This is a genomic window from Salegentibacter sp. BLCTC, from assembly GCF_015143665.1.
Taxonomy (GTDB): domain Bacteria; phylum Bacteroidota; class Bacteroidia; order Flavobacteriales; family Flavobacteriaceae; genus Salegentibacter; species Salegentibacter maritimus.
Window position 1 is genome coordinate 1 of sequence record NZ_WYEW01000018.1, and the last position, 14,649, is coordinate 14,649.

General features: G+C 35.3%; 13 protein-coding genes. 6 read left to right on the forward strand and 7 right to left on the reverse strand.

Annotated elements, in window-relative coordinates; translation table 11 throughout:
- The first annotated feature begins 156 nt into the window (after positions 1 to 156).
- From GUB10_RS15625 to GUB10_RS15650, 6 genes are all read left to right on the forward strand, one after another.
- Positions 157 to 2,001 (forward strand): N-6 DNA methylase, encoded by a 1,845-nt coding sequence (locus GUB10_RS15625; RefSeq protein WP_193712389.1) that lies wholly within the window; start codon positions 157 to 159, stop codon positions 1,999 to 2,001.
- 3 nt (positions 2,002 to 2,004) lie between these two features.
- A complete protein-coding gene (locus GUB10_RS15630; protein WP_193712390.1) occupies positions 2,005 to 2,625 on the forward strand; it encodes a hypothetical protein in 621 nt (206 codons plus the stop codon).
- Between the two features lie 131 nt (positions 2,626 to 2,756).
- Positions 2,757 to 3,665, forward strand: coding sequence for a caspase family protein (locus tag GUB10_RS15635; RefSeq protein WP_193712391.1), 909 nt, complete (start codon positions 2,757 to 2,759; stop codon positions 3,663 to 3,665).
- Positions 3,634 to 4,239: a hypothetical protein gene (locus GUB10_RS15640; protein ID WP_193712392.1), complete on the forward strand. Its 606-nt coding sequence runs from the start codon at positions 3,634 to 3,636 to the stop codon at positions 4,237 to 4,239. Before GUB10_RS15635 ends, GUB10_RS15640 begins: the two co-directional genes overlap by 32 nt.
- A 48-nt stretch (positions 4,240 to 4,287) precedes the next feature.
- The gene (locus GUB10_RS15645) at positions 4,288 to 6,837 is read left to right on the forward strand and encodes a sacsin N-terminal ATP-binding-like domain-containing protein (protein ID WP_193712393.1); all 2,550 of its coding nucleotides are present in this window, start codon (positions 4,288 to 4,290) and stop codon (positions 6,835 to 6,837) included.
- Positions 6,838 to 6,839: 2 nt separating this feature from the next.
- Positions 6,840 to 7,910, forward strand: coding sequence for a helix-turn-helix domain-containing protein (locus GUB10_RS15650; RefSeq protein WP_193712394.1), 1,071 nt, complete (start codon positions 6,840 to 6,842; stop codon positions 7,908 to 7,910).
- Here the strand turns inward: GUB10_RS15650 and GUB10_RS15655 are convergent.
- From GUB10_RS15655 to GUB10_RS15685, 7 genes are read right to left on the reverse strand one after another with little or no spacing between them, the layout of a single operon-like run.
- A complete protein-coding gene (locus GUB10_RS15655) occupies positions 7,907 to 8,278 on the reverse strand; it encodes a hypothetical protein (protein ID WP_193712395.1) in 372 nt (123 codons plus the stop codon). The two genes, GUB10_RS15650 and GUB10_RS15655, sit on opposite strands and share 4 nt — an antisense overlap.
- 7 nt (positions 8,279 to 8,285) lie before the next feature.
- Entirely contained in the window at positions 8,286 to 9,143 is an 858-nt protein-coding gene (locus GUB10_RS15660; protein WP_193712396.1) for a DUF4138 domain-containing protein, read from the reverse strand.
- Positions 9,140 to 10,069, reverse strand: a complete 930-nt coding sequence (gene traM, locus GUB10_RS15665) for a conjugative transposon protein TraM (protein ID WP_193712397.1) — start codon at positions 10,067 to 10,069, stop codon at positions 9,140 to 9,142. The genes GUB10_RS15660 and traM overlap by 4 nt, the downstream gene beginning before the upstream one ends.
- Complete coding sequence (locus GUB10_RS15670) at positions 10,050 to 10,673, reverse strand: conjugal transfer protein TraK (protein WP_193712398.1); 624 nt, start codon at positions 10,671 to 10,673, stop codon at positions 10,050 to 10,052. Before GUB10_RS15670 ends, traM begins: the two co-directional genes overlap by 20 nt.
- 11 nt (positions 10,674 to 10,684) lie before the next feature.
- Complete coding sequence (locus tag GUB10_RS15675) at positions 10,685 to 11,527, reverse strand: hypothetical protein (protein WP_193712399.1); 843 nt, start codon at positions 11,525 to 11,527, stop codon at positions 10,685 to 10,687.
- Between the two features lies 1 nt (position 11,528).
- The gene (locus GUB10_RS15680) at positions 11,529 to 12,104 is read right to left on the reverse strand and encodes a conjugal transfer protein (protein ID WP_193712400.1); all 576 of its coding nucleotides are present in this window, start codon (positions 12,102 to 12,104) and stop codon (positions 11,529 to 11,531) included.
- A 4-nt stretch (positions 12,105 to 12,108) separates the two neighbouring features.
- A complete protein-coding gene (locus tag GUB10_RS15685; protein WP_193712401.1) occupies positions 12,109 to 14,511 on the reverse strand; it encodes a TraG family conjugative transposon ATPase in 2,403 nt (800 codons plus the stop codon).
- Positions 14,512 to 14,649 lie beyond the last annotated feature (138 nt).

Genomic DNA, 14,649 nt, shown 5'->3' on the forward strand with positions numbered 1-14,649 from the left:
TAACCGAACTGCTTGCTCCTTTAATTCAGGACTGTAATAGCGTTTTTTCATGTTTCTAAGATATTTGTTTTGTAACAAACAGTCTTAAATTTTATGTCCGAATAAAGGTAGCAACTCCAGTCCATCAAGGTAGCTGCTTTTAGTCTCTATTTGGCTTTGGTTGATAACTTAAATCCTAAGACAATTTGGCAAAATAAAGACTATCGTTTGCCATATTTGATAAATGACCCTTCAGATGATACTCTAGTTGAACAAGGCAGTAATTTGTTTCGTTCAGATACTATAAAGGAGAATCCAGAAATAGAAAAAATTGATTTTGATTTAGTTGTAGGGAATCCGCCTTTTGGCACTAAGAACCTATCCCAATCTATTCGAGATTATAGTGATAAATATGGGTTCGCAAAGGAGATGGTTCTTCCATTTCTTCATAAGGCAGCAACAAAGTTCTCTGATAATGGAGAAATTGCCTTGATTTTCAATACCAAAATCCTTACCAATACCAAAATAACATATCAGAATTTCAGGAAGTGGCTTTTCAATGAGTGCTATGTAGAGAAAATATATAATTTCTCGATTTTAAGAAATGCACCTAAAGATTTTGGTGGTCAGTTGTTTGGTTCTGCAACTGGACCAATCAGTATTGCATTTTATAGAAAAAGTCAACCGAAGAAAAAATCTGACACAATTATCTATTATGCCCCTAAGACTTACATTAAATCCAATGTTATAGAAGGTGTTAGCATTGATGGCACAGATTTGAAATATCTTCCACGGGAAGAATGCAAAAAACCAACTTCAAAAATTTGGAAAATTGCAATGTGGGGTGGAATTGGAGATATAAATTTAATACAAAAACTAAATGCTTCAAAAAATCTCGAACAGTTCATTTCGGATGAAAAAATTGACAGAGGCTCGGGATTACAGTTTTTGAATAATTCTACTAAAAATCCTAAAGTAGATAACGAAATTCCAAATAGATACATCACCCCTAAGAATATTAGACGCTACGTTTCACACTCATTTTCAGATTTGAATTCTGGGCTTACTCAACGTTCAAAAGAAATATATGCTAAGTATTATGGTGTGCAGATAGATGACTTACCTAAAATTAATGTATTTAGACGAGTGGGAGCAAAAAAGACTTATTTTGCACCACATATTCTAATTAAGGAAGGTCTTTCCAATTGGAAAATTTGTGCTTCGTATGAAGATGAAGCCTGTTCGTTTAATAGTAAAGTTCTAGGTCTTAGGCATCCTGATTCAAAAGTACTTAAAGGGTTAACCTGTTTTATAAATTCAAAACTTGCTTATTATTATCTTTTCTTATGTTCAGCATCTATCGGAATAGAAAGAGAAGAAATCAAACCTAACGAAGTTTATCGACTACCATTTTCTTTGTCTAAAAAGAACTTATATAATCTTGCTGATATTTATGATAGGATGATAATTGATGAATCTAAAATTTTCAACATAAATACAAAAAAGTTTGAACAGGAGATTGATAATTATATATCTAAATGTTTTGACTTTTCAATTGATGAAAGCTTAATTGTAGACAATTTTGTAGAATTTACAATTCCGTTATTAATTAAGAGGTATCACTATGTTCTTGGTCCGACTAACACAGATGAAATTCAAGATTATGCTATAAAGGTTTCACAACATTTAAATGACTTTTTACAAAATCAGAATCTCTATGCTAATTGTACCGTTTATGAAAACATAAGTCATTTTTCACCTTTAATGATAACTAAGGTTGCATTTGGAGATTCTGAAAAGGAAGTTTCAATATCTAGTGTTGATATACACGACGTATTACGAGACTTGGATAAAGAATTATGGCAAAAGAAAGCAACCAATATCTATTTCAGAAAAAAATTAAATTATAAAACAGGCAACGAGATTTTTATTGTTCGTCCCAATCAGAGGCGATTCTGGACTCAATCGATGGCGATTGAAGATGCTTCAGAATTAATACTGGAAATCCTTGATGAAGTATAATAGATGGGATTAAACAAAGTAATAGTTGCTAGCTTCAAAAGAGGCTTTGAAGAAAAATGCTTTCAGCTGATAACAGAATCTTATGTTTCAGCTATGGAAACCAAGGTTATCAAACTCAATTGGGATGAAAATGACATTACTTCGGAATTGCACGAACACATTAAGGAAAATCCACTAAGGTTAAAGTGGAGTATAGTCACGAATGTTGAGCAGCATTTGCCAAAAGATGATATAGAAAAGGAAAAGGGTTATGCAGCGAAACTGCCTAGAATAGACCTAAGATTGGTAACCATAAATTCATCCTTAGAGTATGAATACCATATGGAAGCCAAAAATCTTAAGGAAAAAGATTCTGGTTTAAAACGACGTTATGTTGATACCGGAATTAACAGTTTTGTTTCTAAGAAATATGAGAACGGATGCCTACTTGGGTATGTCCTAGAAGGAGCTTTACATAAGACTGTGTACGGTATAAACAAGCTTCTAAAGAAAGACGATAGAGAGCCTGAATTTTTGAAACCCAAACCCTATCACTTTCACGATAACTATTACGAATCAGAGCACCCTGACGATATGGTAATAAAACATTTTATGTTTGATTTTACGGCTTTAAATAGTGCCTAAAAATTTGATATATTGAGGCTTATATATAAAATATACAGGGTGGGCATTGCATAAAATATTTGTAAAACTTGGATTTGAAACTGTTTAAGAAACAGATTATTACATAGTCCTATAACAACTAAGAATGTACAATGAAAAATTATTTAGGGCTAATTATTGCTGTAGAAGAATACAATGATTCTAAGAAAATATCAAAAGTAAAATTCGCTAATAACGATGCCAAACAATTCAGAGAAAGCCTAATAAATTTAGGCTGCGAAAAGAATAACCTTGAATTGTTGGACGGTACAAAGACTACCAAAACCACCATTGAAAATAAAATAAAAAAACTTTCTCGAACGGCTAAGTCCTATAATACCATAGTTTTATATTACGCAGGCCACGGGTTTTTTATTGACGGTGTTAATAAAATATCCTGTGTTGATACCGAGCTGGACAGTCTCGAAACTTCAACTATTTCAATTACCTCAATTATTTCAGAACTTGAGAAAAGTGACTCAACTAGAATTATTGTCTTTTTAGATTGTTGCCATAGTGGTATAGAATTTAGTGAAATAGAAAGAAGTCCTGTAAGTGATTTTTCAACTGACGACCTAAAGTATATTTATAGGGATGCAGAACATTTAATTGTATTTGCTTCTTGCAAGAGTGATGAAAAATCACAAGCTGATATGGAACACAATCACGGTGTGTGGTCATACTATTTAATTCAGGCTTTACAAGGAAATGCAAAGGATATTTATACTGAAAACCTCTTGTTTAGTGACCAATTGCAAAAATACCTCAAACATCATACGGCGAAAAGAGTAAAGTTTATAACACCGGAAAAAAAGAATCAAACACCTGTTAAATTCGGTAAAGAAACGGATGAAAAATTTATTGTCGCAGATTTGACCAAACTTTTTGAAACTAGAAAAATTGAAGCAAGAGCAAAGGGTTTTAAGTTTAAAGAAGCGAAGTTTTCCTATTCCGAAGAAGACTATGTGCGAAAACTTCCAGGTTTTAAAGATGGTAATAAGGCACCAAAAAAAAATCGATGATTATCACGAGAGCTGGATTCAAAAAATCGCTGAAGAACTCATTCGCGAAGAATTAGATGATGTTACAGAATTGTTGAGAAGAATTTTAAAATTGAAACTCAAAGACTTTCAGGAAACTGTAATCGAAAATGGGTATGGTCAGCTCTCAACGGTTTATTTCGACTATATTATTGGTGTAACCCAATCTAGAACTTCAGCAGATGAGTATGTGCTTACAAGAAGTATAGAAAACTTTAAAAATAGTGATACCATTGGTAGTGATAAGTTCAACAAGGCTTTTGAGGAAGATTTTGATACATTAACTTTAAGAATGGATAAAGACATAGATATAGAAGACTTGATTAATCATATCGAGGATATAGATAATCCAGATATAATCGATGTGGATTACTCTACTAGCGATTTATCCAAGTGTACTGTAAAAATATCAGGATTTGAAGGCGCAATTCATTTTGAAATTGACGAAATACGCATTGTGGTAAACAAGAACACGTCGCCCAGGATTTTAGTGGCATCTTTTCAAAATGTATATAAGGTACTTGGAAGCAGCGGCTACCTAAAACTAACTGATTAACCCCAAATCATTACTATAAGAAATATGGCTTAATGGCAGCTAATAAATATGATACAATCAATAGAAGAAGGCAGAAAAGAAGACGGTAATAGGTCTATTGCTGATAAAATTAAAAAACGATTACACAATCTAGTTAAAACCGTAGAGAACAATCAGGGGCGATGGGCTTGGGAACTATTGCAAAATGCCAAGGACAGCATTGCCGATTATCCCGACAGGAAAATATCTGTGCAAATAGAGTTGGATGAAAACCAAGTAGTTTTTAGGCATAATGGTATTCCTTTTACTGAAAAAGATATCAGAGGTATCATCAATCAAATCTCGTCCAAAGAAGTTGAAGAAGGCGAAGAAACTAAGCGAACTGGTCGTTTTGGTACAGGCTTTTTGACTACACACCTACTTTCAAAAGTTATAGACGTATCAGGTATAGTGGAGACTAATGACCTTGAGTTGTTTCGTTTTCGTTTTCCTTTGGATAGAGACGGAAGCACCACAACCCAGTTAATTCCCAAAATCGAAAACGCCTGGAAAGAATTTCACAGTTCAACTAATAAAATACACAATGGCTATAACCAAATGGAGTATAATACTTCGTTTAAGTATCATTTACACACAGAACACCAAAAAGAAATAGCAAGGATTGGTATAGAAGAGTTTATGAAGCTGATTCCATATGTATTGACCTTTATACCAAACATTGAGAAAGTTGAGATTTTGGACAATGTTCAAAATGAAGTCTTAGCATTTTCTAAAGCTGAATTCAGTAATAACGACTCTATACTTACTATCCAAAAGAACTGTAATGGTGTAATTTCCCAAATCTATATTCTAAATGCTTCGAATTCAAAAGTTACCATTGCTAATGAAGTTGAAAAGGTTGATAATGGCTATGAGATAAAGAGTCACAGAGATATTCCTAAGTTGTTTTGTGATTTTCCACTCATTGGAACAGAAGCATTTCATTTTCCTGTAATAGTAAATAGTTTTTATTTTAATCCACAGATAGAAAGAGACGGAATATGGTTAAAGGGAAGTGATGATTCTGAGGTTGTAGAAAATCAGTCTTTGTTAGAAGAAGCTCTAGAGCTTTACAAATCGCTTTTGGATAAGGTGTCATCTGAAAACTTTTATAATATTTTCAATATGACGAACTCAAAATTACCCGATACAACTGAAAAATATTTTGATGAATACTGGTATAAGGAAAGCATCCAAAAGCCATTGAGAGAATACTTACTTACGAAACCTATTATTGAACTTGAAAATGATTCGAAGGAAAAAAAGTTGTCAAAGGATGTCTGGTTTCCTTCAAGAAGTTTTTCCAAAGACATTAGAGAAAAATTTTGGCAATATACTTATGATTTATACAACGATGCTGTTTGTAAACAGAAGCATATTCAAGAATGGGTAGAAGTATCTTGGTCAGATTGGAATACGCTAGATTATGAAGAATTAGCAAAAGATTTAGAAAAGCAAAGTAGTATCGAAAAGCTAAGCGAAGAACTTGGCAAGAACGAAACAGATACTTTCAAATGGTATAATGAAGTTGCTAAATTCTTATTGGGAATTGAGAGCAATATTATTTTCTTTCAAAATAGAAAGATTCTGCCTAATCAAAACGGAGATTTTAGATTGAAGAAGGATGTTTATATCGATGAGATAGAGGATGAAGAGCTAATTTCAATATTAAGTCTTTTAGGAAATGATTGGAGGAAATTATTGTTGCATAATAATGTGAACTTTGGCAAATATCAAGTTAAAAGGAAGAAGCACATAGCAGATGAGATTTCGGAGCGTCTAAAAAATCCATCACATAATGATGAAAATGTAATTTCTGCAATCAGTTTGTTATCCGAGTGGTTTGAAGCCAATCCAAAAGAGGCTAAAGACATTATGCCGGAACTTTATCGTAAAAGAGCCCAACTCTTTATGAATACTATACCAGACAAAGAGAGTTTATATAAAGTTATGCGTAGCAAAGCAGATTTGTCTCAACTTTCAAAAGTGGCAAAGGCTCTTGAAGATGACTCTAATCTACTTCAAACGTTTAATCAGGCCGAGCAGCTTTCAGGGTTATTAAAACAATACAATGTAACAAGTTTGGATGCGTTAAAATCCGCTTTGGAAAACTCAAAAGCACACCATATAAAAGCAGAAATTACCCAAGAAGATTTAGCAGGGCTTGGCGTAACCTCAATGGACGAATTGGAAGAAGCTTTGAAAGATAGAGATTTGGCAGCTTTATTTAATCACACTTCTAGACCAAATGCTAATATGTTTCTATATGCTCAACAATTGATAGAACGCTCAAAACAAAATATCATTGAGTATTTGAGGAGTCACAAAGATTATGATTGTACAGATATTGACGAATTGGCAACTACTGTTTTGGGTGGCATTAAGAAAAATGGTGTAGATGTTCATATCGTAATAAGGCCATCGGATAATGGTCAAGTGATCGTCTTCTATTCTTCAGAGAAAGATACCTTAGATTACGCTAATGCAGAACTGTGGATTGATAATGGTAAGGATAATCCAAAACATTTAACATTGGGTACTATTCTTAAAACAACAGGTATTAATAAAATCCCAGTATAATTATGGATTGGATTGAAGATATTAAAAAAATGGTTGGCCAGCCAGAAAGCCAGACCTTAGAATACAAGGCAGTATTACCGCCTTCTAGAAATGTAGCTCAAATACTTTGTTCTTTTGCTAATACAGAAGGTGGATTTCTCATTCTAGGTGTTACGGATGATTCGAAAATTAATGGTTTGAGCGAGGACTTTCATGCCAATACAATTACTCATAAAGCTCTGGATTTATTAACCCCTAAACCGAACATTGAATACCAATACGTAAGCATTGAAGACAAAAAACTATATGCCATAAAAGTAGATAAATCTGATTCAATTGTTTCTGTTGAAGGTAAGGCATACATCCGTAAAGGGGATAGAACCAAGCTAGCAGACCCCGTTAGTGTTAACTTCAATACGGGTGGTTACGAAAGGATAAAGCAAATCAATTCTCATTTAGAAGAGCTGAAAAACGATGCTACCTATGCTAAAATTAGTTTTATAGAACATTATCAAAGCATTTTAAAGATTGTGGATGATTTAGGGAATATTTTATATCCTGAAAGTCCTGAAAATGTAACAACCAATCAAGAGGGTAAAATTCTTAGCAGAATTTTGTTTTCTTCTGTTGTAGATAATTTTGAGACCTATCTTTCAGACTTATTATATGAAATTTTTCTAGCCTATCCTGAAACCTTGAAATCACAACAAACCGTTACAATTGAAGAAGTGCTCAATTGTTCTGACTTACAAGATTTTGTGAAGTTTTGGGCAAAACAGAAATTAGGGAAACTTCAAAAAGGTAGTGTAAGAGGCTTTATAAAAGATACTAAACAGATAAGAGACCTGCAAGTTCTGGACAAAGATGAGCAAAACGCAATTGAAAAAATCTTGCAAATCAGACATCTATACGCCCACCGTAATGGAATAGTGGACGAGAAATTCCTTCAGTTTTTTACAGACGAATTTACAATTGGTTCTGAACACCAAATGGCCATAATGAAAATATTCGAGAAATTAGATTACCTGACTGATGTGGTAAATAGGATAGACTTTAGTGCTATAGGTAAATACAAATTGTCACGAAGTAATTAAAAAGGTGCTTTATCCTTTGAACCTCTTGCCGTGGCCAACCATTTGCCATTTTGTTGGACCAGTTTAAAAACACCAGGCGTTTTATCATAAGCTGTGGTATATTTTACCCAAGCCACGTCACCCATAATCGTATCCTGTAAGACCTTAAACTCAGAGTCTTTCTTTTTGGTCGCATTGAACATATTTATGATGTTCATATAATTTGCATAGCCTTCAGGTGTGGAATTTGCTTTTAAAGTCTCTTCATCTTTTTCATAAAAACTTTCAATAACAATTTGTGCTGTGGCACTTGGTCCCGAGATTTTAGTTTCGGAATCAGCACAAGAAAGGAACAGCACTATGAGCGAGAAAACAACAAATTTTTTCATAACAGTATTAATTTGGGTTATTAATATATCTATGCGATAGTTTCATTTTTATGTTTCGTTCGCCATCCTTTTCATTCAATTCCCAAATTGCCCTACGGTCATCGGATAATGAAAATTTGGGCAACACATAAACAAAGCGAGCCGTTTTATTTTTCTTAATCTTAGACGGTAGATTATGTTTATATATCGGTTCTTGATACAGTCGTTGCAACGATTTTCTTTTCCCTTTTTGCCGAGTTTCAATCGACAGGTTCAAGAAATTCAAATCGTAATCTAACGAAGAATTATTTTCAATCTCGATAACGAAATAGAGTTCATCCTTATCAAAAACAATGCTCTCTACGGTCAAGATAATACCTTCGCTTCGTTTCTTGATTCGCCCTATGCGCTGTTTTCTATTGAGAAGATATGAGCAGAATTTTTGGTAATAATAGGTGCTGTTATCTACAAGTTCTTCAGATGATTTTACAAGAACCGAATCCTTTATAATCGGTCTTTCATTACCGATACTATTGGATAACGGAATGAAATAATTGAGCTTAGAAAGCTGATTTTTATACTTGACAATATACGAAAAAATCGAACCATTTCTATTGACTACCAGCAGATTACTTTCCTTACCCGGCTTCGCTTGAAGAAGGCCAAAATACTGTTCTTTTTCACGATTGTAAGTAAATACAAAATTGTCAGAACCGGTTATACCTTGGCGGATAGGCTCTGGGAAGAATAGCGCAACATTCTTGGTGTCGTTGGCATAAATAGTGTCAAGTGGTATGGGTTGTTGTTGTGCTGTAGCCTGTGCCGAGCAAAGTCGAGGTGCGAAAGTGTAAACAAATCCAATTAATATTAAGATAAAAGTTTTCATAATTTAGGCTTTAGAATTAATCTGTAGTTATTTAATACGGTTACTTTAACATTACGATTGTTTCGCCTTAGGACTTTTGTGACACCGCCTACTTGCGGAATGGTAGGTATGTTAATGTCACCAATAATATCGTCCAAAACTTCGGTGGTGGCTTCTGCCCTGAAATTGTTCTGTACGTAGATGCCCTCGCTACCATCTGATAAATCAAAAGCCTTAAGTTTAGTAGGGTGGTGCTGTATGTTTTCAATTTCAATGAGCGCTCGGTTGGGCTGAAAGCTGATAAATCCAAACACAGGTGTATTCTTGGGCATCAGCTTACCATTGATTGAAGCAGTTTTGATCAGTCGCATTCGCAATCTGGTATTCGCTTTTACGACTTGGTCGCCATCAACGACCACATAAATTGCTTCATCTGTATTGCCGATGATTGAAACTTCGTTGGGTTTAGGCGCAGCAGCAAAGAACAATTGATGTTCCAATCCCAATTCTTTCACTTGGATTTTTTGTTCTCGTTTTACTTCTACAGAATCAATCTTTGAAACCGCTTTGCGAACAGTTCTTTTCTGTCCCAATTTTTGGTATCGCTTTTCTGAATATTGGATCTTACCAGCTTCATATATACTATCTACGATACGCTCTTTTTCGCGATCTGGAAGATCTGGGGCGTAAAATCCCAAGGAATCAATCAGTTTTTCATCATAAATGCTGGGCGCATTATTTTCACGTACTTTCTTCAAGTCGTTAATCGCATCCAGTTTGGAATCATACTCTTTTTGATCTTCTTCTAAATCTGGAACTAAGGTTTGCTTAAGGTTTTGAGTTTCGCTTTCATCATCGCCCATTACCATTACGGAATAAGAAATGATGAATATGACAATCACAGCCAATACTGCTGCAAATACTATTTTATTCTTTTCTACTTTCATCGTTTAGTTTTTTTAAGGTGTTCTCGAAATAGTTGGTAATCAATAATCCGTGCGGATTGTTGGGGAAGTTTCTATCAACCGTAATCAAGTTTCCGGTGGAAATCAACTCATAGGTGTCGATGATTGAACCTCTATTGATTTCAAAAATGGTGGTTGTTGTAAAACTATACGAGCCATTACTTTCAGATATTCGTGAATCGATGCTCAGTACTTTTTGAACTAAGGAATACTGAAGCAACCTGTTGTAAACACCATCCGCTTTTTTCTGGCGGTAGAGATTGTCCACGGAACTATTGCCCAACCACAATGCCTTTTCCAAATTGCGTTCATAATTACTCGCATCTATGTTATAGAAGTAGTTATGGTACAGATCCAAATGTGCTAAAGCTTCAACCCGAAAATTTTCCTTTTGGGTTACGAGCTTCAGCGGAATTATACTGCCATCGGTATTGATAGCAAAGGCACTATTGAAGGCTTTTTGATTGGTGTTGAATACCATCCAAACCGAAAATGTGCTGGAAAGTAAGGCGCAGACAACCACTGCCAAAACGATAAACCGATTCAATTTTAGGACGCTGTAAATGTTCTTGTAAGGTGTTTTCATTCTGAATATATTTAGTTGGTAAATAGTCTTAGCGTAAATGACGTGGCACGTTTATATAGGGTGAATTTCAAGAAAACAATAAAACCTACTGATCCCAACTGAACTACAGGTGCAAAAAAGCCCTGGCCAACCTCTGTCCCAAAAAGGTTGACCCAAAAATTGGTGTTGATTTCCGTATATATGGCATTGATAAATATATTGACCAGAAAGAAAGCTGGCACGAGCATAAACACCGCTGCATATAGTTTGAAGAACGTATAGGCGAGCGAACGAAACTTTTCAAAAACTGCAAGGCTAATGACCAAAGGAAAAAATGCTTGCATTATTCCTAAAAGGAAGAAGCGCTCTGCCAAGAATAGCGGGTAGATGAACAAATCCAATATCCAAAGTAGGGTAGTTAAGATAAATGCCAATATTTTAAAACCGTATAAAGGTGTAACCAGGGCTTCATATAAAAGTGTCATCGCTGAACTTGCGGCATCAAACAGACTTACGTCTTCCTCTAAAGGAATATCCTGCATTTGCAAAGGCAGTAATGCTGGTGCTGTTCCTCGATATTGTTCTTCAATGGCAACTAAAATGCCATCAAAAAATCCCAATACCTGAGTTGAGAATATGACCAAGATGACAATGGTAAAATTCTTGACCAATTCACCAGGACTCAATCCCCAAGTGTAACCGTCCTTCTCTGCAACGCCTTCGTTATACTTTTTAAGGATGTTGACCAAAAAGAACAAGACAGCGAGCGTTTTCATTCCCGCAATTGTGTATTGCGAAAAATTGCTGGTCTGTATGGTCTGGAAAACGGTATCGATATATTCCAGACCAATTCCTAAAAGAATGGTCGCGGTCATTTTAGTAGAATGTTTCTCGGTTATTGACTTTATCTTGCATCTTTCTGAAAGAAATAATGTCTCGATAGCGTTTTGTTTTTGTAGTTATGTTGGAAACCATCTGCTTTGATTCCAGCTCCTTTGCTTTTAAAATTTCAGCACGTTCTGCATCGCTCATTTTGAGATAATCGCTGGACAGGACTTCATCAATAAAATCTACCGTGTCCAATGAGTTTTGAACAATAGCATCAAAAGATTGTACAACCCTTGAAACTTCCTCTGGTTTGATGTAGGGCGAGTTGAGTATGTCCTGTACATCGTTCTGCATTACGGTGATAAGGCGCTGATTGTTCTGTCCAATTTCCTCAACTGCTCTAAGCTGCTGTACCACACTGGATACTTTCTCAATGCTCTCCTTTGCATCTTTTAAGAATTTTACAGACTTAATCATTTGAGCTGTCTGTTTACCTGATTCTACAAGTTGTTTTACCAAGCTGATAAAATTGGTATTGTCATAAGTGGGCATTCCCTGACACGCAGCGCGTGTGGGCAATAAAAAGATAAATGCCGTTGCGATAATTAAGATTTTTGTCTTCATAATATTATGTTTTAGATGCGAATTGAATTATTGCTTTTTGCATATCCTGATGCTCTTTGAAGAGCTTCATTATTTCCTCATTTTCTTGTCCATCGGTCAAGTAAGCTGCATATACTTCCTTCGGAACTTCCAGACGGAAGATGTTACTTTCTCTGCCAATTTTGATAAACATTTCGGTGTACTTCCGTGGACCGGAAAGATTGTTCTTAATTGATTTTAATTGGTTCAAATCGTGGCTGGATAGATTGAGACGTTTGACCAATTCGTCATAGCCTTTTTCATTGTTCAGGCTATAAATGACCTGCGTGTTTTCAAGAATACTCGCTGAAGTGGAATTTTTCGGAAGCTGATTAATGGATTGAAGAATGATACCGATAGCTCCGTTCTGTTTTCGTATTGCTTGGTAGTAGAATTCGACACTTTCCAGTACATTCTCAAACTTTAATTGTTTCGCAAACTCATCAAAGAGGATAATGCCTTTTTCCGCTCTATTCTTCCAGATGGTTCTTTGGATAGCTGACTTAATCAGTTTCAACATTACGGACAGTATTTCCTTATTGTCCTTGACTTCATCCAGTTCAAAAACAATCAAACGCTTGTCCTCAATTTTATAGGTCTGGTCTTCGCTCACTTCAAAAAGGAAGCTATATAGACCATCGCCGACATATTCTGACATTACGTGCAAGAAGCTCGTCACATTAAAATAATCGGGATGGATTTTTAGGGTGCTCAGAAGATCTTCCTGATTTCTTTCTATAAAGCTGTACAAACCATCCAGTGAATGATTTTCTGAAGTACTATCGTAATAATAACGCAGTATTTTTTTGACCGATACCGATTGTGCCTTTGTAACCTTTAAGTCTGAAGCAAACAGTTCAAAGAGGAAGACGGACAAATCTTCCAAACGTTCTGGTGTAAGGTCATTAGTGTGGCTAATGTAAAATGGATTGATACCAAGGTTCTTTCCACTTTCGTAGCGAAGCACCGTATATTTATCAGGATAGAGCTTTGCAAACTTGGTATAAGAGCCACCCAAGTCGATAATGACCAGGCGAACACCACTTTCAAAATATTGGCGTAGAATGTTATTTGCCAGAAAAGATTTGCCCTCACCAGTTGGTGCAAAAATGGCAAAGTTTCGTGCCTTTATTCTTTTCTTCTTTTCGTCCCAAACATCCTTTAAAACAGGAATGTTATGCTCACGGTCATTGAAAATGATTCCGGTGTTATCACTTTTGTAATTAGTGTTATTGATAAAAAGACAAAGCGCGTGTTTTAAGTCAGTTACATATAAATCGTTATTTGAAAAATTCGACGAAAAACAACAGTAACTATTTAGAATATAGTTTTTACGTTCTTCGCCTCTTGGGTAATACGGGATGATATCCAGTTCCTTAAATTCAGTCTTGATTTTTGAAGTTATCTTGTCGAGCTCTTTGGCTTCTTTTGCCCAATAGACAATATTGAGATGACCACGAATAATTCGGGCATTATCATCAGCATTGATTTGATCAAGGATGTGTTGGATTTTACCAAGCACTACTTTATTTTGTGAACCAAAGTTTGAACTTTTATTTAGTTCCTCAACCTTCTTATCGAGCTGCTTGCGCCATTTTTGTTTGTCATCCAAATAAAGAATTTGATTGACAATGTGATTTTCGTTAAGCGTAAGCCCTATGCCATCAATAAACCCTTGATGAAATACAAAATCGTCTGAAGTGAATTTCTCATTGGTTTTGCTACTCTGTACACTTTCGCCAAAGCACAGTTCGCTGTTGATGGCCAGGGCATCAAAATGGTTTTCGCCAATATTGACGCTTTTTTTGTCCAGTAAAATATCGGTATCGTAGCCTTCATTAAAGCCATTGAAATAGGCACTTGTTAGTTGCTGTATCTCTTCCGCTTTAAGCGAAACAAAATCCATCTTTCGGCTATTATTGATGAAGGAAACCGAATCGCTAACCGAGTTTACAAAGCTTTTAATATTGTCATCCAGTTCCTGTACGATTCCTTTTGAAACTTTTCTGAAAGGGTTGACGTATTTCGGATTGTTGAGTGCCTTATTTTTGGTCAATATGAAGAACAAATAGCAGCTGTGCTCGATATGTCCACGACCTTTAAAATGCTCGTGGGTAGCTTTTTCCAAAAAGGTGGAATTCGGAAGTTGTTCTGAAGAATAGGATTTCTTCAAGTAGATATCCTGTTTATGAACCACAGTACCAACTGGCAAAGACTTTAATGCCTGAAACCAAGCACCGTGCATATCTTCAAAATCCTTTTCAGACAACGAGTATATTTCCGGCAGATTTCCTTTGTAGCACAAAATAACATTGCCATTATTGGCAAATACGATATTGTCCTGAATATCTACGATGGGTTGATATGCCGAAAGGTTAATCTTGTTCATAATCGAAGCCAGAATTTCTTGGAGTTGCTACCTTTATTCGGACATAAAATTTAAGACTGTTTGTTACAAAACAAATATCTTAGAAACATGAAAAAACGCTATTACAGTCCTGAATTAAAGGAGCAAGCAGTTCGGTTA